Consider the following 17,673-nt stretch of genomic DNA (forward strand, 5'->3'; position numbering starts at 1 on the left):
CCTTTCAGACAGACAATGCGTTGTGTTCGGCCACCGCGCGCTCGACCCAGGTTTGCGCCTGGCCGAGGTAATGCGCGGGGTCGAGCAGATGATCCAGTTCGGTGCTGCTCAGTTCGGCGGTCACTTGCGGCTCGTCGCCAAGTACCGCACGCAGGTGGCGCTGTTCGGCGACCGCGCGTTTGCAGCATTGTTCGAGCAAATGGTGCGCGGTGTCGCGGCCGACACGCTGGGCGAGGACGATGCTCACCGCTTCGGCGAGCACCAGGCCTTGGGTCAATTGCAGATTGCGCGCCATGCGTTCGGCGTCGACTTCCAGACCATCGGCCAGCAGGCGCGCCTGTTGCAGCGCACCGGACACCAGGCAGCAGATCTCCGGCAGGGTTTCCCATTCGGCATGCCACAGACCGAGGCTGCGTTCGTGCTCCTGGGGCATGGCGCTGAACAGCGTCGAGACCAGCCCCGGCACCCGCGTCGCCGCGCCGATCAACACCGCCGCGCCGACCGGATTGCGCTTGTGCGGCATGGTCGACGAACCGCCCTTGCCCGGCGCCGACGGCTCGAACACTTCCGCCGCTTCGGTCTGCATCAACAGACTGACGTCGCGCCCCAATTTGCCGAGGCTGCCGGCGATCAAACCAAGCACCGCGCCGAACTCAACGATGCGATCACGCTGGGTGTGCCACGGTTGTTCAGGCAAGGCCAATTGCAGCTCTTCGGCCAGCGCCTGCGCGATCGGCAGCGCTTGCTCGCCGAGCGCCGCGAGGGTGCCGGAAGCACCGCCGAATTGCAGCACCAGCAGCCGCGGCTTGAGTTCGCGCAGACGCTGACGGCTGCGGGTTACCGCGCCGAGCCAACCGGCAATCTTCATCCCGAGGGTCACGGGCGTGGCGTGCTGCAGCCAGGTGCGCCCGGCCAGTGGCGTCGTCGCATGACGTTTGGCTTGGGTGGAGAGCGAATCGGCGAGCGCTGCCAGATCGCTTTCAATCAGCTCCAGCGCCTGCCGCAATTGCAGGACCAGCCCGGAATCCATCACGTCCTGACTGGTGGCGCCCAGATGTACATAGCGCTCGGCCTCGGCACTGCGCGCGGCGATCTGCTTGCCCAAGGCCTTGACCAGTGGAATCGCCGAGTTGCCGGCCGTGGCAATCGCCTCGCCCAGCGCCGCGAAGTCATACAGACCGGCGTCGCAGGCGGCGGCAATCGGCGCGACAGCGGACGCCGGAATCACCCCGACCCGCGCCTCGGCCCGGGCCAGCGCCGCTTCGAAATCGAGCATCGCCTGCACCCGGCCCTGATCGCAGAACACCTCGCGCATATCGCGGGCCGTGAAGTAGGCATCGAACAATTGATTGCCCGGTCGCTGAGTCATAAACAGTCCTTGCCGGCGCGGGCCTATGCGGCCCGCGCACATCGGTTTACAGATCGTGGTGCAAGTACGCCGCCTGTTTCGGCAGGCGCAGGCTGAACAGGAACGCCACCGCCATCATCACCGTGACGTACCAGTAGAAGGCGTTTTCCATGCCCCCGGCTTTCAGGCTCAGGGCCACGTATTCCGCCGAACCGCCGAAGATCGCGTTGGCCACCGCATAGGCCAGACCGACGCCAAGGGCGCGGACTTCCGGCGGGAACATTTCGGCTTTCACCAGGCCGCTGATCGAGGTGTAGAAACTGACGATCGCCAGCGCCACGGTGATCAGCACGAAGGCCAGAATCGGGCTGCTGATGCTTTTCAGGCTCAGCAGGATCGGCACGGTGAACAACGTGCCGAGCGCGCCGAACCAGAGCATCGAATTACGTCGGCCGATCTTGTCGGCAAGCATGCCGAACAGCGGCTGCATGCACATATACAGGAACAGCGCGCCGGTCATGATGTAGCTGGCGGTCTTGGCGTGCATGCCGGCGGTGTTCACCAGGTACTTCTGCATGTACGTGGTGAAGGTGTAGAAAATCAACGAGCCACCGGCGGTGTAACCCAGCACGGTGATGAACGCGGCTTTGTGATCACGGAACAGTGCGCGGATGCTGCCGGCATCTTTGTTCTCGCGCATTTCCTTGCTGGTGGTTTCTTTCAGGGAGCGACGCAGGAACAGCGAAATCACCGCCGCCACCGCACCGACCACAAACGGAATCCGCCAGCCGTAGGCACGCAGCTCATCTTCACTGAGGAACTGTTGCAGGATCACCACCAGCGACACCGCCAGCAGTTGGCCGCCGATCAATGTCACGTACTGGAACGAGGCGAAAAAGCCACGCTGGCCCTTGAGTGCGACTTCACTCATGTAGGTCGCGGTGGTGCCGTACTCGCCGCCTACCGACAGGCCTTGCAGCAGACGCGCGAACAGCAACAGCAGCGGTGCCCAGACGCCGATGCTGGCGTAAGTCGGCAGGCAGGCGATCAGCAGGGAGCCGAAACACATCATCAGCACCGAAATCATCATCGAGGTCTTGCGGCCCTTCTTGTCCGCCAGCCGCCCGAAGATCCAGCCGCCAATCGGGCGCATCAGAAACCCGGCAGCGAACACCCCGGCCGTGTTGACCAGTTGCACCGTGGGGTTGTCGGAGGGGAAAAACGCCGGAGCGAAATAGATCGCGCAGAAGGCGTAGACGTAGAAGTCGAACCATTCGACCAGGTTGCCGGACGAGGCACCGACAATGGCGAAGATGCGCTTGCTGCGCTCCTCGCCGGTGTAATGAGCGGTGGTAGTTGTCATTGTTTTTTACTCTGAAGGGACAGGTGAGAGTCTAGACACACTTCGCAACAGTCCCGTTCCACAGATACATCCACTAGGCATTACACAGCCCCTCTTCTGAAAGAGGGCTTTTGTGGCGAGGGGATTCATCCCCGATCGAGTGCGCAGCACTCGCAAATCCGGCAGACGCGGTGTGTCAGTTTCACCGTGAACTCCGGTCTTGGGGCTGCCTCGCAGCCCATCGGGGATAAATCCCCTCACCACAAACTCACTCCACTGGAATGAGGTGCGATCAATAATCGAAGAACACCGTCTCCGCCTCAGTGCCCTGCAAAATCACATTCCACTGATACACACCCGCCGCATCCGGCTTCGCCAGCAACGTAGCGCGGCGCTCGGCCGGCACACATTCGAGCAGCGGATCATTGACGTTCGCCGGCTCACCTTCAAAGTAGATGCGCGTCAGCAAGTGCTTGACCAAGCCACGGGCAAACACCAGCACCACCAGATGCGGCGCCTGGGTCGTGCCCTTCAGGCCCTCGACCGTGCCTGGTTTGATCGTGGTGAAACGGAAGCGCCCTTCGGCGTCCACCGGCACCCGGCCAAAACCTTCGAAGTGCGGATCCAGCGGTTTGTCCTGCTCGTCTTCCGGGTGCGCGTACTTGCCTGCGGCGTTGGCCTGCCAGACTTCGAGCATCGCGTCGTTGACCACATCGCCGTTGCCGTCAACCACTTGGCCGGTGATCGCCACGCGCTCGCCGAGGGTTTGTTCGACCGCGAGGTTTTCGCGATTCAGCCAGGTCAGGCCGATGTGGTAGTACGGCCCGACGGTGTGGGACGTGGTGGCAGTCAGCGTCATCTTATTTCTCCATCGGCGTGGCGTCGCGGCCGCGCAAGACGATGTCCCAGCGATAGCCGAGGGCGTAGGACGGAATGGTTTTTTCCAGATCGAAAGCGGCGATCAGACGTTCCTTGGCGGAGGTGTCCGGCACGCAGTTGTAGATCGGGTCGTAGGCCAGCAGCGGGTCGCCGGGGAAGTACATCTGCGTCACCAGACGGGTGAGGATGCTCGGCCCGAACAGCGAAAAATGGATGTGCGCCGGACGCCACGCGTTGTGGTGGTTGCCCCACGGATAGGCGCCGGGCTTGATGGTCTGGAACTGATACCAGCCATCGGCGTCGGTCACGGTGCGGCCAGTGCCGGTGAAGTTCGGGTCCAGCGGTGCGTCGTGCAGGTCGCGCTTGTGGTTGTAGCGACCGGCGGCGTTGGCCTGCCAGATCTCCACCAGAATCCCCGGCACCGGCAAACCGTTTTCGTCGAGCACACGGCCGTGAATGATGATGCGCTCGCCCAACGGCTCGCCGTCGTGCTGCGCGGTCAGGTCGTTGTCCTTGTCGGCGACATGTTCGGCACCGATGGTCGGGCCGGTGATCTCCGACAACGAATGCGGCAGAAACACCAACGGCTTGGACGGCGAGCGCAGGTTGGTGGATTGATACGTCGGGTGCAGGTATTCAGGCTGGGTGCCTTCCTGCGGACGACGGTAGCCAGGCTTGTCAGTCATTTCGCTTTCCTCTGTTCTTATCAGTCGACGCGCTGCGTCAGACGCGTTCGATGGCCAGGGCCAGACCCTGCCCGACGCCGACGCACATGGTCGCCAGACCTTTCTGGCCGCCGGTCTTTTCCAGCTGATGCAACGCAGTCAGCACCAGTCGTGCGCCGCTCATGCCCAACGGATGGCCCAAGGCAATCGCGCCACCGTTCGGGTTGACCTGCGGCGCATCGTCGGCCAGACCCAATTCACGCAGCACCGCCAGACCCTGGCTGGCGAAGGCTTCGTTGAGTTCGATCACATCGAAATCGCTGACCGCCACGCCGAGGCGCTCGATCAGTTTGCGCACCGCCGGTACCGGGCCGATTCCCATGACGCGCGGCGCAACGCCGGCGCTGGCCATCCCGAGTACTTTGGCGCGGGCGGTCAGGCCGTGTTTCTTCACCGCTTCGGCAGACGCGAGAATCAGCGCAGCAGCACCGTCGTTGACGCCGGACGCGTTGCCAGCGGTAACCGTCTTGTCCGGGCCGTTGACCGGCTTCAATTTGGCCAACGCTTCAAGCGTGGTGTCGGCGCGTGGATGCTCATCCTGGCTGACCACGGTTTCGCCCTTCTTGTGGGCGATCCGCACTTCGACGATTTCTTCGGCAAAGTAGCCCGCCGCTTGTGCAGCAGCCGTGCGTTGCTGACTGCGCAGGGCGAACGCGTCCTGGTCGGCGCGCGACACCTTATAGTCGTCGGCGACGTTGTCGGCGGTCTGCGGCATCGCATCGACGCCGTACTGGGCCTTCATCAGCGGGTTGATGAAACGCCAGCCGATGGTGGTGTCTTCCAGCTTCATGTTGCGCGAGAACGCTGCGTCCGCCTTGCCCATCACGAACGGCGCGCGGGACATCGACTCGACGCCACCGGCAATCGCCAGCTCCATCTCGCCGCTGGCAATGGCACGGAACGCAGTACCAACCGCGTCCATGCCCGAAGCACACAGACGGTTGAGGGTCACGCCCGGCACGCTCTCCGGCAGACCGGCCAGCAACAGCGCCATGCGCGCCACGTTACGGTTGTCTTCGCCGGCCTGGTTGGCGCAGCCGAGGAACACTTCATCGATTGCATTCCAGTCAACCGACGGATTGCGTTCCATCAGCGCCTTGATCGGCACAGCGGCCAGATCGTCGGCACGGACGGCGGCCAGTCCACCGCCGAAACGGCCGATGGGCGTACGGATTGCGTCGCAGATATACACGTCACGCATCATGCTTCTCCCGGTGCCTGGCCGTGGGCGGCGGCGGTGCGCGCTTCGAGATCGCGCAGCGCGGTCAGTTCGGTCTCGGTCGGTGCCGCCGTGGTTTCCACGTTGTCGGCAAAGCGAATGGCCCAACCGGTGGCGGCGACCACTTGTTCACGGGTCACGCCCGGATGCAGGGCGGTGACCACGAATTCGTGGGTGCCCGCTTCCGGCTCCATGATGCACAGGTCGGTGATGATCCCGACCGGGCCGGCACCCGGCAGGCCCAGACGCCTGCGCGAATCGCCGCCCTCGCCGTGGCCGACCGAGGTAATGAAGTCGAGCTTGTCGACGAACGAACGCGCCGACTGCTTGAGAATGATCAACACGCTCTTCGCCGAACCGGCGATTTCCGGCGCGCCACCGGCACCCGGCAAACGCACTTTCGGCGCGTGGTAATCGCCGACCACAGTGGTGTTGATGTTGCCGAAACGGTCGACCTGCGCCGCGCCGAGAAAACCGACATCGATGCGTCCGCCCTGCAGCCAGTAGCGAAAAATCTCACCGGTCGGCACGACGGTGTCGGCGGTCTCCGCCAACTCGCCATCACCGATCGACAGCGGCAGCACGCTTGGCTTGGCGCCAATCGGGCCCGATTCGTAAATCAGCACCACGTCCGGCGACGACGTCAGGCGCGCGAGGTTGGCAGCTTTCGACGGCAGGCCGATGCCGACGAAGCACACCGAGCCGTTCTTCAGGCGCCGGGCCGCCGCGACGGTCATCATTTCATTGGTGGTGTAAGTCATTACTTGGCCTCCGAAGCAGCGGCCAACTTGGCCTGGAACGCGCTGAAGTCAGCGCAGCCATGGATGTATTCGTTGATCCACGCGGTAAACGTCTCACGGTCGCGGGCGATCGGATCCCACGCCTGATAGAAACGATTGTCGCGTTCGGTGTAACCGTGGGCGTAGGACGGATGCGCGCCGCCGGGTACATGGCAGACCGCGCTCAAGGCCCAGGTTGGCAGCACGCAGGCGTTCATCGGCGCGTTGAGGTTGTCGACGATTTCTTCGACCGTGACGATGCAGCGCTTGGCTGCCAGCGCGGCTTCTTTCTGCACCCCGAGAATGCCCCACAACAGCACGTTGCCTTGGCGGTCGGCTTTCTGCGCGTGGATCACGGTCACGTCCGGACGCACCGACGGCACCGCGGCCAGCACTTCACCGGTGAACGGGCAGGTCACGGATTTGATCAGCGGGTTGACCTTCGGCAGGTCGGAACCGGCGTAGGCTCGCAGCACTGCGAACGGCAGGCCGGAAGCGCCGGCAACGTAGGCGTTGGCCAGGTCGGCGTGGCTGTGTTCTTCGATTTCCAGGGCATGCGGCCATTGCTTCTCGACTGCATCGCGCAGGCGGTGCAGCGAACCCACACCGGGGTTGCCGCCCCAGGAAAAGATCAGCTTGCGTGCACAACCGGCACCGATCAGTTGGTCGTAGATCAGGTCAGGCGTCATCCGCACCAGGGTCAGATCTTTCTTGCCCTGACGAATGATTTCATGACCCGCCGCCGTAGGGATCAGGTGAGTGAAGCCTTCGAGCGCGACGGTGTCGCCGTCGTTGACGAATTGCTTCACCGCGTCGTGCAGCGAAAGGATCTCAGCCATGGAGCAGGCTCCCGTTTTTGTAGTGAATCGCCAGTGAGAAAAAGGCGCGAGGTTCAGCGCCGGAGTCACTGCAGATTAAGCCGCTGAAAATCGCCAAACAATCCGATAATCGACTGAGTGTTCGTTTATCGAACGGATTGTTATCACCCTATCGTTCCGTGTTGACCGCCAAAAGATCGCAGCCTGCGGCAGCTCCTACAGGGTTACGCGTTCACATGTAGGAGCTGCCGAAGGCTGCGAACTTTTCGCTTTACATCGAAATATCAGGTCGCATCCGCATGACTGACCACACCTTTGATCACCACCGCCGTGGTCGCCAACGCCGCCGGAATCACCAGCGCCGTTAGCACCTGTTCGAAGTTCCAGCCCAACCCCAGCAACGTCGCGCCCATCCACGCCCCGAGAATCGCGCCAAAGCGGCCAATCCCGAGCATCCACGAGACTCCGGTCGCGCGTCCCTGCGTCGGATAAAACCGCGCCGCCAGCGAAGGCATCGCCGATTGCGCACCGTTGACGCACATCCCCGCCACCAGCACCAGGGTCGCCAGCAATGTGATATTGCCCAGGCTCTGCCCCACCGCGTAGGCAAACACCCCGGCCAGCAGGTAGAACGTGCCGATGACCTTGTGCGGATTGAAGCGGTCCATCGCCCAGCCGACAGCGACCGCGCTCAACACCCCGCCGAACTGGAACAGCGCGCCGATAAACGCCGCCTGCTCCATGCTCGCGCCGCTGTCACGCATCAGGGTCGGCAGCCAACTGGTCAGCAGATAGACGATGACCAGGCCCATGAAGTAGGTCAGCCACAGCAACAAAGTGCCGACACTGTAAGTGCCGGAGAAAATCACCGCGAAGACGTTGCGCGCCTTGACGGTTTTCTGCTCCGGAACGCTGAAACTCGAGGCTTGGGCCACGGCGACCGGATCGATTGGCGACAGGGTCTTGCGCACTTTGTCGGTGCCGCGATTGCGCACCACCAGATAACGCGCCGACTCAGGCAGCCAGAACAGCAGCACCACCGCGAGGATCAGCGGCAGGATCCCGCCGATCAGCAGCAGGCTGTGCCAGCCGAACGCCGGGATCAATTTGGCGGAGATGAAACCGCCGCCGGCCATGCCGAGGTTGAAGCCGCAGAACATGCTGGTCACCAGCAATGACTTTTTGCGCTCCGGGGTGTATTCCGAGAGCAGCGTGGTGGCGTTGGGCATGCCGGCGCCCAGGCCGAGACCGGTCAGAAAACGTAGCACCAGCAATTGCTCGACGTTGGTGCTGTAGGCCGAGGCCAGGCTGAAAGCGCCGAACAGCAGCACCGCGCCGACCAGTACCACTTTGCGCCCGAAACGGTCCGCCAGAGGGCCCGAACCCAGAGCGCCAAAGACCATGCCGATCAACGCGGCACTCATCACCGGGCCGAGGCTGGCGCGGTCGATGCCCCAATCCTGAGACAGCGCAGGGGCAATAAAGCCCATCGCCGCTGTGTCGAGGCCATCGAGAAACACAATCAGGAAACACAGGATCACCACCCGCCACTGATAGCGCGAGATCGGTTGGGCATTGATGAAGGTCTGCACGTCGAGGCAGTTACCTACAGCGGACTGAGGCTGGTTCATTATTTTTATTCCACGCAAAAAACGCAGTCGAACGGCGGCCGGCCAGAGAGCGGCACGGTCACAAGAATAGAAGGTCGGGATCAGGCGTTGCGGTGAATCCGGCAACAGGGAACGGAGCTGAGACAGTCGGGGAGCATGCGCATGGTGAGTTGCCTCTTGTCATTATTATGGGAGTCGACAATCCGGCAGGCTCATTCATATCGGCGCCGGATGACGCTGCCGCGACATTAATGATCCGAGGGTTTTAGCGTCAATTCGATAAACGCAACACTGTGCGTTTATCGAACAGCTTCATCAGGCGAACAGTTGTGCGCTGAGGTCGCGGCTGGCGCTGAGCAGGCCCGGCAGGAAGCGTTGTTCCAGCTCGGTGCGGCTGACGCGGCCGGCGTGGGTACTGACGTTGAGCGCCGCCACCACTTGGCCCGACGCGTCGTAGACCGGCACCGCAATCGAGCGCAGGCCCTGCTCCAGCTCCTGATCGACGATGCACCAGCCCTGTTGCCGCACTTCCTGCAGGCATGCGAGCAGACTTTCCGGGGTATGCAGGGTGCGGCTGGTCTTGGCCACCAGTTCGGCATGGTCGAGGTATTCGCGCAACGAAGTGTCGTCCAGCGCCGCCAGCAGGATACGGCCCATCGAGGTGCAATAGGCCGGCAGACGCCCGCCCACCGACAGATCCACCGAGATCAGCCGTTGTGTGGTTGCCGAACGGGCGATGTACAGAATGTCGTCACCTTCGAGCGTGGCCATGTTGCAGGCTTCGTGCAGTTGCTCGCTCATGCGGTCGAGGTACGGCTGGGCCGAGACCGCCAGCGGCGTCGACGACAGATATGCGTGGCCGAGGGTCAACACTTTGGGCAACAACGAGTACGTGCGGCCATCGGTGGTGGCGTAACCCAGTTTGATCAAGGTGTGCAGACAACGGCGCACGGCGGCGCGGGGAATTTCCGTGCGATGGCTGATCTGGGCGATGGTCAGGTGCCGCTTGCGCTCCTGAAACGCCTGCACCACCGCAAGGCCACGGGCCAGCGAGGTCATGAAATCCGGATCGCCGGTCAGCGCCTGGATACGCTTGGCTGGCGACGCGACGATCGGCGGCGCCACGGAGGTGAAGGAGTTGCGCATTTGATCGTTCATTTCTTGTCCTTTTTTGCGGCGCGGATCAATGGCTATACAAGCGGCTCGCCGGCAAATGCACAAGGACCGGGACGCCAAGATTGGGCGATTATCGAACCGTCGACCGATTATCGCAATCCGCGGCACAGGCTCTTCATGGTTTGCCTGATCGACCATGGAGCGGGTTAATCCAACTTTCCATCGTGCGTTAGTTGTTCGACTTAATGGCGTCAGAAACACAACACTGAGCGCATAAAGGTTTCAGCGGATTTCAACTAGCGATAAAAATTGTCAGTCACAAAAACAATCACACATCCGGAACCGTTTTTAATTTGGCAAAGATAGTCAATCCCGAATCGACCGCTATAATGCCTCTCAGTGGGGCCGGTTTTATTCACCGAAGCCGCCACCTGCCGAAGCGATGCCAATCGCCGACAGCTCCGGCCAGCGCTGACGCGCATGACTCATGCAACGACAGCGCCCGCTGAACAGGCAACTGATGCTGCGTCAGTTTTAATCTGGTGTCGCAGCCGCCTGCAACATGGAAGTCTTGACCGCCCTGCCGATAACTCCAATGCCTTTACGGGCATGACCTTTCGGTGGACGCGCTCAATCGACTCGTTGCCGTGCGTTTCACCAGACATTCATCTCAACTCAAACAGGTAGCACTGTGACGAAAGACGAACTGCGCGCGGAACTTGAGCGCCAGGAACAACGTTACAAGGAAGTTTACGGCGGGGAAGTCACCACCTACGCCGCTCAACCGGAACCGGAACGCAAAGCATGGCGTAAACGCCCCACTGTTCAGGATCAGGTTTTCCAGCAAGAACTGAAAAAGATGGAAGAAGAACTCAAAACCGAAGAGCCATGAACCGGCGATTGTGAGTTTTTCGAGGGTCTGCGTCGCCACCGGCTACAAGCGCGGTGACCCGACAATGCCTTGCGCGCCCGCTACCCGCGGGCAGCGGCCACCTCCCCCGTGTTGCGCGGGAAAGGAGCGTGTCTGACTCGTTTCAGAGATATTTCACACAAGCGTTTGAGGCCCTCGCGCACTCGACGGAACGCCTGCTGCCTGAAGGTTTTTTCAAGATAATCAAACACTTGAAAAACCCTGCAACACGCTCGGGCTTTGCACCTTGCAACAATTTAATTCGACATTGATTGCTACCGATGAGCAGGTAGGGGATCGATTTCCAGTCTTTTCTGGCATAATCGCGCCCCCTTATGACCGGGTCAGAAAACCTTCATGATCGATTTATTCAGCGGACTGGATGCTTGGGTGCTTGTGAGCCTCTTGCTCGCCCTGACGTTTGTCCTCGCCTTCGAGTTCATCAATGGATTTCATGACACCGCTAACGCGGTAGCCACTGTTATCTACACCAAAGCCATGCCGCCTCACCTGGCGGTGTTCTTCTCCGGTGTGTTCAACTTCCTCGGCGTGTTGCTGGGCGGCGTTGGCGTGGCGTATGCCATTGTTCACCTGCTGCCGGTAGAATTGCTGATCAATGTGAACACCGGCCATGGCCTGGCAATGGTGTTCTCGTTGCTCGCCGCGGCGATCACCTGGAACCTGGGCACCTGGTACTTCGGTATCCCGGCCTCCAGTTCCCACACCCTGATCGGTTCGATCCTTGGCGTTGGCCTGGCCAACGCCCTGATCAACAACATCCCGTTGGCCGACGGTGTGAACTGGCAGAAAGCGATCGATATCGGCGCCTCGCTGGTGTTCTCGCCAATGGCCGGCTTCCTGATCGCCGCGCTGATCCTGATCGGCCTGAAGTGGTGGCGCCCGCTGTCGAAGATGCACAAGACCCCGGAACAGCGCCGCAAGATCGACGACAAGAAACATCCGCCGTTCTGGAACCGCCTGGTCCTGGTGATCTCGGCCATGGCCGTGAGCTTCGTGCACGGCTCCAACGATGGCCAGAAAGGCATCGGCCTGATCATGCTGGTGTTGATCGGTATCGTGCCTGCGCAGTTCGTCCTCGACCTGAGCAGCACCACTTACCAGATCGAACGCACCCGTGATGCGACCCTGCACCTGAGCCAGTTCTACAAGCGCAATGCTGATTCCCTGGGCGAATTCCTGGCCCTGGGCAAAAGCGTTGAAGGCGACCTGCCGGAGAAATTCCGCTGCAACCCGCAGCAGACCGAACCGACCATCAACGCCCTGCTCGATACGCTTAAAGGTGTAGCGGACTACCATTCGCTGTCCTCGGAAAGCCGCATCGAAGTGCGCCGCTACCTGCTGTGCCTGGACGACACTGCGAAGAAAGTCGGCAAGCTGCCAGGCCTGGAAGCGCGTGAAAAGGCTGACCTGGACAAACTGCGCAAAGACCTGACCACCACCACCGAATACGCCCCGTTCTGGGTGATTCTGGCGGTCGCGCTGGCCTTGGGCCTGGGCACCATGGTTGGCTGGAAACGCGTGGTACTGACCATCGGCGAGAAGATCGGCAAGCAAGGCATGACCTATTCCCAGGGCATGTCGGCGCAGATCACCACCGCGAGTCTGATCGGCATGGCCAACATCTTCAGCCTGCCGGTATCGACCACTCACGTGCTGTCCTCGGGCGTGGCCGGCACCATGGTCGCCAACAAGAGCGGCCTGCAAGGCGGGACTGTTCGCACTATCCTGCTGGCGTGGGTTCTGACCTTGCCGGCGACGGTGGCGCTGTCGGCCGGGTTGTTCTGGTTGGCGTCCAAAGCGTTGGGTAGCTGATAGACCGCTGCACATGAGAAAGGCGTGATTCGTAAGGATCGCGCCTTTTTTTTGGGTTTGGATTTGTGAGCATATCCGTTGCTGCGGTAACGGCTGCTGGCGGTTTCGCTCTTACAGCGAGTCACCTTTTCCAGACGCCGAAAAGGTAACCCAAAAGGCTTTGCCCCGGCGAACGGCACTTCGCTTAGGCTCAGTGTTCCCTCGCTACGGTGTCCATCCGGGGGCATCGCCTACGGTTTGCTTCGCTGCACCTCCTCTCGATGCATGCGGCTTCGCCGCATGGCGCTGCGCGCCTCCCCCCCCGGATGGACACCTACGCTCGGCCTGCCGAAGGGGCTGAAGATCAAAAGCCACATCAAAAGCCAAAGCCAAAGCCAAAGCCAAAGCCAAAGCCAGATCAAAAGATCACAGCCTTCGGCAGTTCCTACAGGGGATTGAGTGTTTTCAGTTAGAAATTGGTCGGCTATCAGGCCGCCTTCGCTGGCAAGCCAGCTCCCACAACTTTATTCGTGCACACCCCATGCGGCGAAGCCGCCCCACTCAACACGATGAGCGTTAGCTCGAGTAAAGCTTTTGATCTCAGGGCCCGTCGGCAGGCTGAGTGGAGGGATTTATCCGGGGGTGGGAGCGCAGCGACCGTTTGGCGCAGCCAAACACAGCGAGAGGAGGTGCAGCGAAGCAAACCGTAGGCGCTGCCCCCGGATGAATCCCGCAGCGAAGGAACCCGAGCCTAAGCGAGGGCCGAACGTCAGGGTAAAGCCCTTTGGTTACTTTGGGGCGTTTGCCAAAGTGACCCGCCGTAAGGGCGGAACCGTAATAAGCAACACCCGCAGCAACGGATATTCACACCCAACAACCCACAACATGGTCGGCCCAAAGGCCGCCAAGAACACAAAAAAAAAGGGCAACCGAAGTCGCCCAAAATGCCTTGCGTGCTCATTCAATCCAGAAAGGACTACTTCTTGCGCTTATGCGCGTCCTTCCAGATAAAAAATCCAAACCCTGCAAAAAACAGAACCATGAGACCTACGGTCAGAACCCCGGCAAACACCACGTTATCGAAAAACATGACTGTGGCCTCCTGGCCCCTGCTTTGCTGCGATGGAGCTAAGTTAACCAATCGCGCAGGCGCAGAAATTGACCAGGATCAAGTCCGGTCAACACAGAGGCTAAAGGCGGGAAAATAACTGACCTGCATCAAAGGATGCAGGGGAAGATCAACGCTTTTTCGGTTTCTTTTTCGGCTTTTTCTGGGTTTTTCCCAACGGCATGGCCTGCTCGAAAGCCTTGCGCACTTCGTTCAGGCGCTTTTCGTTGAGATCATGCACACGCTTGGCGCGTTCAGTGCCGAGGTCGATCAGTTTTTCATCTTGGCTCATGGCGTTCAGCGCATCACTTGAAGAAAACACAACTGCCGCATCAGCGGCAGGGCTGCGCCAATCATGCAGCCTGACACCAGCACCCGACAACAATTCGTGTAAATCGGCGGACTCAGATCTCGATATCGACCCACAAGCCCTGGCGCGGCTGGTCTTCCATCAGCGGCACCACCGGCACGGTGTTGTCGGCATTGAGCTCGGTGCCCGGCACGGCCAGATGCTCCTCCGGGTCTTCATCGGCTTCGCGACGGCGCCGATCGCGTTCCTGTTGACGGCGCTGTTCTTCGCGCGCCAGCAGACGGTCCTCTTCCGGGTCGCGCTTTTGCAGGTCGATCGTGCTTTCGTTGGAGCTTTCCTGCACCGGCACCACCGGAGGAATGTCCGGCCGCTGGCGAATCGGATCCTGCTGGGAAGTGATCGGCACAGCGCTCAGGGGGAGCATCGGTGGCAGCATATAAAGGGTCTCCTGTCAGCAGGCTATCGGCTGCGGCAAAGGCGCCTTGAGCCATCCGTCGCAAATCTGTGATCGGGTTGGCACTGCAGGAGCTGCCGCAGGCTGCGATCTTTAATGGAACACCGTAGAACGCAAGCGTTCCCGAAGATCAAAAGATCGCAGCCTTCGGCAGCTCCTACACTCGTAAACCTTTGGTCTGGAGGCCTGCATTCCGTTAAGATAGCCCGCTTTTTCAAGGTGGGAGTCAGGCAGCATGGCGCAGCAGTATCAACCGGGGCAACGCTGGATCAGTGACAGCGAAGCAGAGCTTGGTTTAGGCACCGTTCTGGCACAGGACGGCCGCTTGTTGACCGTGCTTTACCCGGCCACTGGCGAAACCCGCCAGTACGCGCTACGGAATGCGCCCCTCACCCGCGTTCGGTTCTCGCCGGGTGACACCATTACTCACTTCGAAGGCTGGAAGATGACCGTGCGCGAAGTCGACGATGTCGACGGGCTGATGGTCTATCACGGTCTCAACGGGCAGAACGAAGCCGTCACCCTGCCGGAAACCCAGCTGTCGAACTTCATTCAGTTCCGTCTGGCCAGCGACCGTCTGTTCGCCGGACAGATCGACCCGCTGCCATGGTTCTCCCTGCGCTACAACACCCTGGAACACACCAGCCGCCAATTGCAGTCCTCGCTCTGGGGCCTGGGCGGCGTGCGTGCGCAACCGATCGCGCACCAGTTGCACATCGCCCGTGAAGTCGCCGACCGCATCGCGCCACGGGTTCTGCTGGCAGACGAAGTGGGCCTGGGGAAAACCATTGAAGCCGGTCTGGTGATCCATCGCCAACTGCTCTCGGGCCGCGCCAATCGCGTGCTGATTCTGGTGCCGGAAAACCTGCAGCACCAGTGGCTGGTGGAAATGCGCCGCCGCTTCAACCTGCAGGTCGCGCTGTTCGACGAAGAACGCTTCATTGAAAGCGATGCCACCAACCCGTTCGAAGACACCCAGCTGGCATTGGTTGCCCTGGAGTGGCTGGTCGACGACGAGAAGGCGCAGGACGCCTTGTTCGCCGCCGGCTGGGATCTGATGGTGGTCGACGAAGCCCATCACCTGGTGTGGCACGAAGACAAGGTCAGCCCGGAGTACGCGCTGGTCGAGCAACTGGCGGAAGTGATTCCCGGCGTGCTGCTGCTCACCGCGACCCCGGAACAACTCGGTCAGGACAGCCACTTCGCCCGTCTGCGCCTGCTCGACCCGAACCGTTTCCACGACCTGGCCGCCTTCCGCGCCGAGAGCGAGAACTATCGCCCGGTGGCCGAAGCCGTGCAGGAGCTGCTCGACAAGGGACGCCTGTCGCCCGAAGCGCACAAGACCATCCACGGTTTCCTCGGCAACGAAGGCGAAGCCCTGCTGACCGCGGTCAACGATGGCGACAGCGAAGCCAGCGCCCGTCTGGTGCGTGAGCTGCTCGACCGCCACGGCACCGGCCGCGTACTGTTCCGTAACACCCGCGCCGCGGTGCAGGGTTTCCCCGAGCGTAAACTGCACCCTTACCCGCTGCCATGCCCGGACGAATACCTCGAACTGCCGCTGGGCGATCACGCCGAGCTGTACCCGGAAGTCAGCTTCCAGGCCCAGCCGGACGCCAGCGAAGAAGAGCGCTGGTGGAAATTCGACCCGCGCGTCGAGTGGCTGATCGATCAGCTGAAAATGCTCAAGCGCACCAAAGTGCTGGTGATCTGCGCCCACGCCGAAACCGCGATGGACCTGGAAGACGCCCTGCGCGTGCGTTCCGGCATTCCGGCCACGGTGTTCCATGAAGGCATGAACATTCTTGAGCGTGACCGCGCCGCCGCCTACTTCGCCGACGAAGAGTTCGGCGCGCAAGTGCTGATCTGCTCGGAAATCGGCAGTGAAGGTCGCAACTTCCAGTTCGCTCATCACCTGGTGCTGTTCGATCTGCCATCGCACCCGGACCTGCTCGAGCAGCGCATCGGTCGTCTCGACCGGATCGGCCAGAAGCACATCATCGAACTGCACGTGCCGTACCTGGAAACCAGCCCGCAAGAGCGCCTGTTCCAGTGGTACCACGAAGCATTGAACGCGTTCCTCAACACCTGCCCGACCGGCAACGCCTTGCAGCATCAGTTCGGCCCGCGCCTGCTGCCGCTGCTCGAAGAAGCCGATGACGGCGAGTGGCAAGCACTGATTGACGAGGCCCGCACCGAGCGCGAGCGTCTGGAACAAGAGCTGCACACCGGACGCGACCGTTTGCTGGAACTCAACTCCGGCGGTGCTGGCGAAGGGGATGCGCTGGTCGAGGCGATCCTTGAACAGGACGACCAGTTCGCCCTGCCGATCTACATGGAAACCCTGTTCGATGCGTTCGGCATCGACAGCGAAGACCACTCGGAAAACGCCCTGATCCTCAAGCCGAGCGAGAAGATGCTCGACGCCAGCTTCCCGCTGGGCGACGACGAAGGTGTGACCATCACCTACGACCGCAACCAGGCGCTGTCGCGCGAAGACATGCAGTTCATCACCTGGGAACACCCGATGGTGCAGGGCGGCATGGACCTGGTGCTGTCCGGTTCGATGGGCAACACCGCCGTCGCGCTGATCAAGAACAAGGCACTGAAACCGGGCACCGTGCTGCTGGAACTGCTCTATGTCAGCGAAGTGGTTGCCCCACGTTCGCTGCAACTGGGCCGCTACCTGCCGCCGGCCGCCTTGCGCTGCCTGCTCGATGCCAACGGTAACGACCTGTCGCCACGGGTCTCGTTCGCAACCCTCAACGATCAACTGGAAAGCGTACCTCGCGCCAGCGCCAACAAGTTCATCCAGGCCCAGCGCGATCAGCTGACGCCACGGATCAACGCGGGTGAAGACAAGGTCACTCCGCGTCACGCCGAGCGCGTGGCCGAGGCCCGGCGCCGTCTGGCAGCCGACACCGAAGAAGAACTGGCGCGCCTGACCGCGTTGCAAGCGGTCAACCCGACCGTGCGCGACAGCGAACTCGATGCGTTGCGCCAGCAGCGTGAACAGGGTCTGGCGATGCTGGATAAAGCGGCGCTGCGTCTGGAAGCGATTCGGGTGTTGGTGGCGGGTTAAACCACCCTGCCCCACCGCTGTAAATGAAAAGGCCCGCAGTGATGCGGGCCTTTTTGTTTGGCTGGTATTTATCAGCTGATTCTGATGGCCCCATCGCTGGCAAGCCAGCTCCCACAGGGTTTGGAGTGTCTACAAATTATGCGTGTGACTCGGTCACTGCG

Annotated in this window: 16 protein-coding genes; 4 read left to right on the top strand and 12 right to left on the bottom strand. The window is 61.4% G+C overall.

Going from position 1 to position 17,673, the window contains the following annotated elements; all coding sequences use genetic code 11:
- Positions 1 to 4: 4 nt before the first annotated feature.
- From KVQ82_RS23215 to pcaR, 9 genes are all read right to left on the bottom strand, one after another.
- A complete protein-coding gene (locus tag KVQ82_RS23215; RefSeq protein ID WP_222016098.1) occupies positions 5 to 1,369 on the bottom strand; it encodes a 3-carboxy-cis,cis-muconate cycloisomerase in 1,365 nt (454 codons plus the stop codon).
- Between the two features lie 46 nt (positions 1,370 to 1,415).
- Positions 1,416 to 2,711 carry an MFS family transporter gene (locus KVQ82_RS23220; protein ID WP_041070509.1) on the bottom strand — a complete coding sequence of 432 codons (1,296 nt, stop codon included), beginning with the start codon at positions 2,709 to 2,711 and terminating at the stop codon, positions 1,416 to 1,418.
- Positions 2,712 to 2,982: 271 nt separating this feature from the next.
- Complete coding sequence (gene pcaG / locus KVQ82_RS23225; protein ID WP_047292153.1) at positions 2,983 to 3,549, bottom strand: protocatechuate 3,4-dioxygenase subunit alpha; 567 nt, start codon at positions 3,547 to 3,549, stop codon at positions 2,983 to 2,985.
- Between the two features lies 1 nt (position 3,550).
- The gene (gene pcaH / locus KVQ82_RS23230) at positions 3,551 to 4,255 is read right to left on the bottom strand and encodes a protocatechuate 3,4-dioxygenase subunit beta (RefSeq protein ID WP_222016100.1); all 705 of its coding nucleotides are present in this window, start codon (positions 4,253 to 4,255) and stop codon (positions 3,551 to 3,553) included.
- Between the two features lie 37 nt (positions 4,256 to 4,292).
- Entirely contained in the window at positions 4,293 to 5,498 is a 1,206-nt protein-coding gene (pcaF, locus tag KVQ82_RS23235) for a 3-oxoadipyl-CoA thiolase (RefSeq protein WP_222016102.1), read from the bottom strand.
- Positions 5,495 to 6,274, bottom strand: coding sequence for a CoA-transferase subunit beta (locus tag KVQ82_RS23240; RefSeq protein ID WP_222016103.1), 780 nt, complete (start codon positions 6,272 to 6,274; stop codon positions 5,495 to 5,497). Before KVQ82_RS23240 ends, pcaF begins: the two co-directional genes overlap by 4 nt.
- Complete coding sequence (locus KVQ82_RS23245) at positions 6,274 to 7,131, bottom strand: CoA transferase subunit A (RefSeq protein ID WP_041070518.1); 858 nt, start codon at positions 7,129 to 7,131, stop codon at positions 6,274 to 6,276. The genes KVQ82_RS23240 and KVQ82_RS23245 overlap by 1 nt, the downstream gene beginning before the upstream one ends.
- A gap of 263 nt (positions 7,132 to 7,394) precedes the next feature.
- Entirely contained in the window at positions 7,395 to 8,741 is a 1,347-nt protein-coding gene (locus tag KVQ82_RS23250) for an MFS transporter (RefSeq protein ID WP_086792080.1), read from the bottom strand.
- A gap of 294 nt (positions 8,742 to 9,035) precedes the next feature.
- Complete coding sequence (gene pcaR, locus KVQ82_RS23255; RefSeq protein WP_041070522.1) at positions 9,036 to 9,878, bottom strand: pca regulon transcriptional regulator PcaR; 843 nt, start codon at positions 9,876 to 9,878, stop codon at positions 9,036 to 9,038.
- Here pcaR and KVQ82_RS23260 point away from each other — a divergent pair.
- From KVQ82_RS23260 to KVQ82_RS23270, 3 genes are all read left to right on the top strand, one after another.
- Positions 9,867 to 10,046 (top strand): hypothetical protein, encoded by a 180-nt coding sequence (locus KVQ82_RS23260; RefSeq protein ID WP_142579987.1) that lies wholly within the window; start codon positions 9,867 to 9,869, stop codon positions 10,044 to 10,046. The genes pcaR and KVQ82_RS23260 overlap by 12 nt on opposite strands.
- Positions 10,047 to 10,527: 481 nt before the next feature.
- Complete coding sequence (locus KVQ82_RS23265; protein WP_003222398.1) at positions 10,528 to 10,728, top strand: hypothetical protein; 201 nt, start codon at positions 10,528 to 10,530, stop codon at positions 10,726 to 10,728.
- A gap of 375 nt (positions 10,729 to 11,103) precedes the next feature.
- Positions 11,104 to 12,579 (top strand): inorganic phosphate transporter, encoded by a 1,476-nt coding sequence (locus KVQ82_RS23270; RefSeq protein WP_007963152.1) that lies wholly within the window; start codon positions 11,104 to 11,106, stop codon positions 12,577 to 12,579.
- Between the two features lie 955 nt (positions 12,580 to 13,534).
- Here KVQ82_RS23270 and ccoM read toward each other — a convergent pair.
- From ccoM to KVQ82_RS23280, 3 genes are all read right to left on the bottom strand, one after another.
- On the bottom strand, positions 13,535 to 13,648 hold the full coding sequence (gene ccoM, locus KVQ82_RS31835; protein ID WP_041070550.1) for a cytochrome c oxidase subunit CcoM: 114 nt from the start codon (positions 13,646 to 13,648) through the stop codon (positions 13,535 to 13,537).
- Positions 13,649 to 13,796: 148 nt separating this feature from the next.
- The gene (locus KVQ82_RS23275) at positions 13,797 to 14,051 is read right to left on the bottom strand and encodes a hypothetical protein (protein WP_131669914.1); all 255 of its coding nucleotides are present in this window, start codon (positions 14,049 to 14,051) and stop codon (positions 13,797 to 13,799) included.
- Positions 14,052 to 14,070: 19 nt separating this feature from the next.
- Positions 14,071 to 14,412 carry a hypothetical protein gene (locus tag KVQ82_RS23280; protein ID WP_003222394.1) on the bottom strand — a complete coding sequence of 114 codons (342 nt, stop codon included), beginning with the start codon at positions 14,410 to 14,412 and terminating at the stop codon, positions 14,071 to 14,073.
- A gap of 253 nt (positions 14,413 to 14,665) precedes the next feature.
- Between KVQ82_RS23280 and rapA the strand changes: the two genes are divergently transcribed.
- Entirely contained in the window at positions 14,666 to 17,512 is a 2,847-nt protein-coding gene (gene rapA / locus KVQ82_RS23285; RefSeq protein WP_108181901.1) for an RNA polymerase-associated protein RapA, read from the top strand.
- The last annotated feature ends 161 nt before the right edge of the window (positions 17,513 to 17,673 follow it).

This window comes from Pseudomonas sp. AO-1 (assembly GCF_019775695.1).
Lineage (GTDB): Bacteria > Pseudomonadota > Gammaproteobacteria > Pseudomonadales > Pseudomonadaceae > Aquipseudomonas > Aquipseudomonas parakoreensis.

Bases quoted from the DNA above. Each gene is read 5' to 3' on its own strand.
- KVQ82_RS23215 (WP_222016098.1), bottom strand. From the start codon at position 1,369: ATGACTCAGCGACCGGGCAATCAATTGTTCGATGCCTACTTCACGGCC.
- KVQ82_RS23220 (WP_041070509.1), bottom strand. From the start codon at position 2,711: ATGACAACTACCACCGCTCATTACACCGGCGAGGAGCGCAGCAAGCGC.
- pcaG (WP_047292153.1), bottom strand. From the start codon at position 3,549: ATGACGCTGACTGCCACCACGTCCCACACCGTCGGGCCGTACTACCAC.
- pcaH (WP_222016100.1), bottom strand. From the start codon at position 4,255: ATGACTGACAAGCCTGGCTACCGTCGTCCGCAGGAAGGCACCCAGCCT.
- pcaF (WP_222016102.1), bottom strand. From the start codon at position 5,498: ATGATGCGTGACGTGTATATCTGCGACGCAATCCGTACGCCCATCGGC.
- KVQ82_RS23240 (WP_222016103.1), bottom strand. From the start codon at position 6,274: ATGACTTACACCACCAATGAAATGATGACCGTCGCGGCGGCCCGGCGC.
- KVQ82_RS23245 (WP_041070518.1), bottom strand. From the start codon at position 7,131: ATGGCTGAGATCCTTTCGCTGCACGACGCGGTGAAGCAATTCGTCAAC.
- KVQ82_RS23250 (WP_086792080.1), bottom strand. From the start codon at position 8,741: ATGAACCAGCCTCAGTCCGCTGTAGGTAACTGCCTCGACGTGCAGACC.
- pcaR (WP_041070522.1), bottom strand. From the start codon at position 9,878: ATGAACGATCAAATGCGCAACTCCTTCACCTCCGTGGCGCCGCCGATC.
- KVQ82_RS23270 (WP_007963152.1), top strand. From the start codon at position 11,104: ATGATCGATTTATTCAGCGGACTGGATGCTTGGGTGCTTGTGAGCCTC.
- ccoM (WP_041070550.1), bottom strand. From the start codon at position 13,648: ATGTTTTTCGATAACGTGGTGTTTGCCGGGGTTCTGACCGTAGGTCTC.
- KVQ82_RS23280 (WP_003222394.1), bottom strand. From the start codon at position 14,412: ATGCTGCCACCGATGCTCCCCCTGAGCGCTGTGCCGATCACTTCCCAG.
- rapA (WP_108181901.1), top strand. From the start codon at position 14,666: ATGGCGCAGCAGTATCAACCGGGGCAACGCTGGATCAGTGACAGCGAA.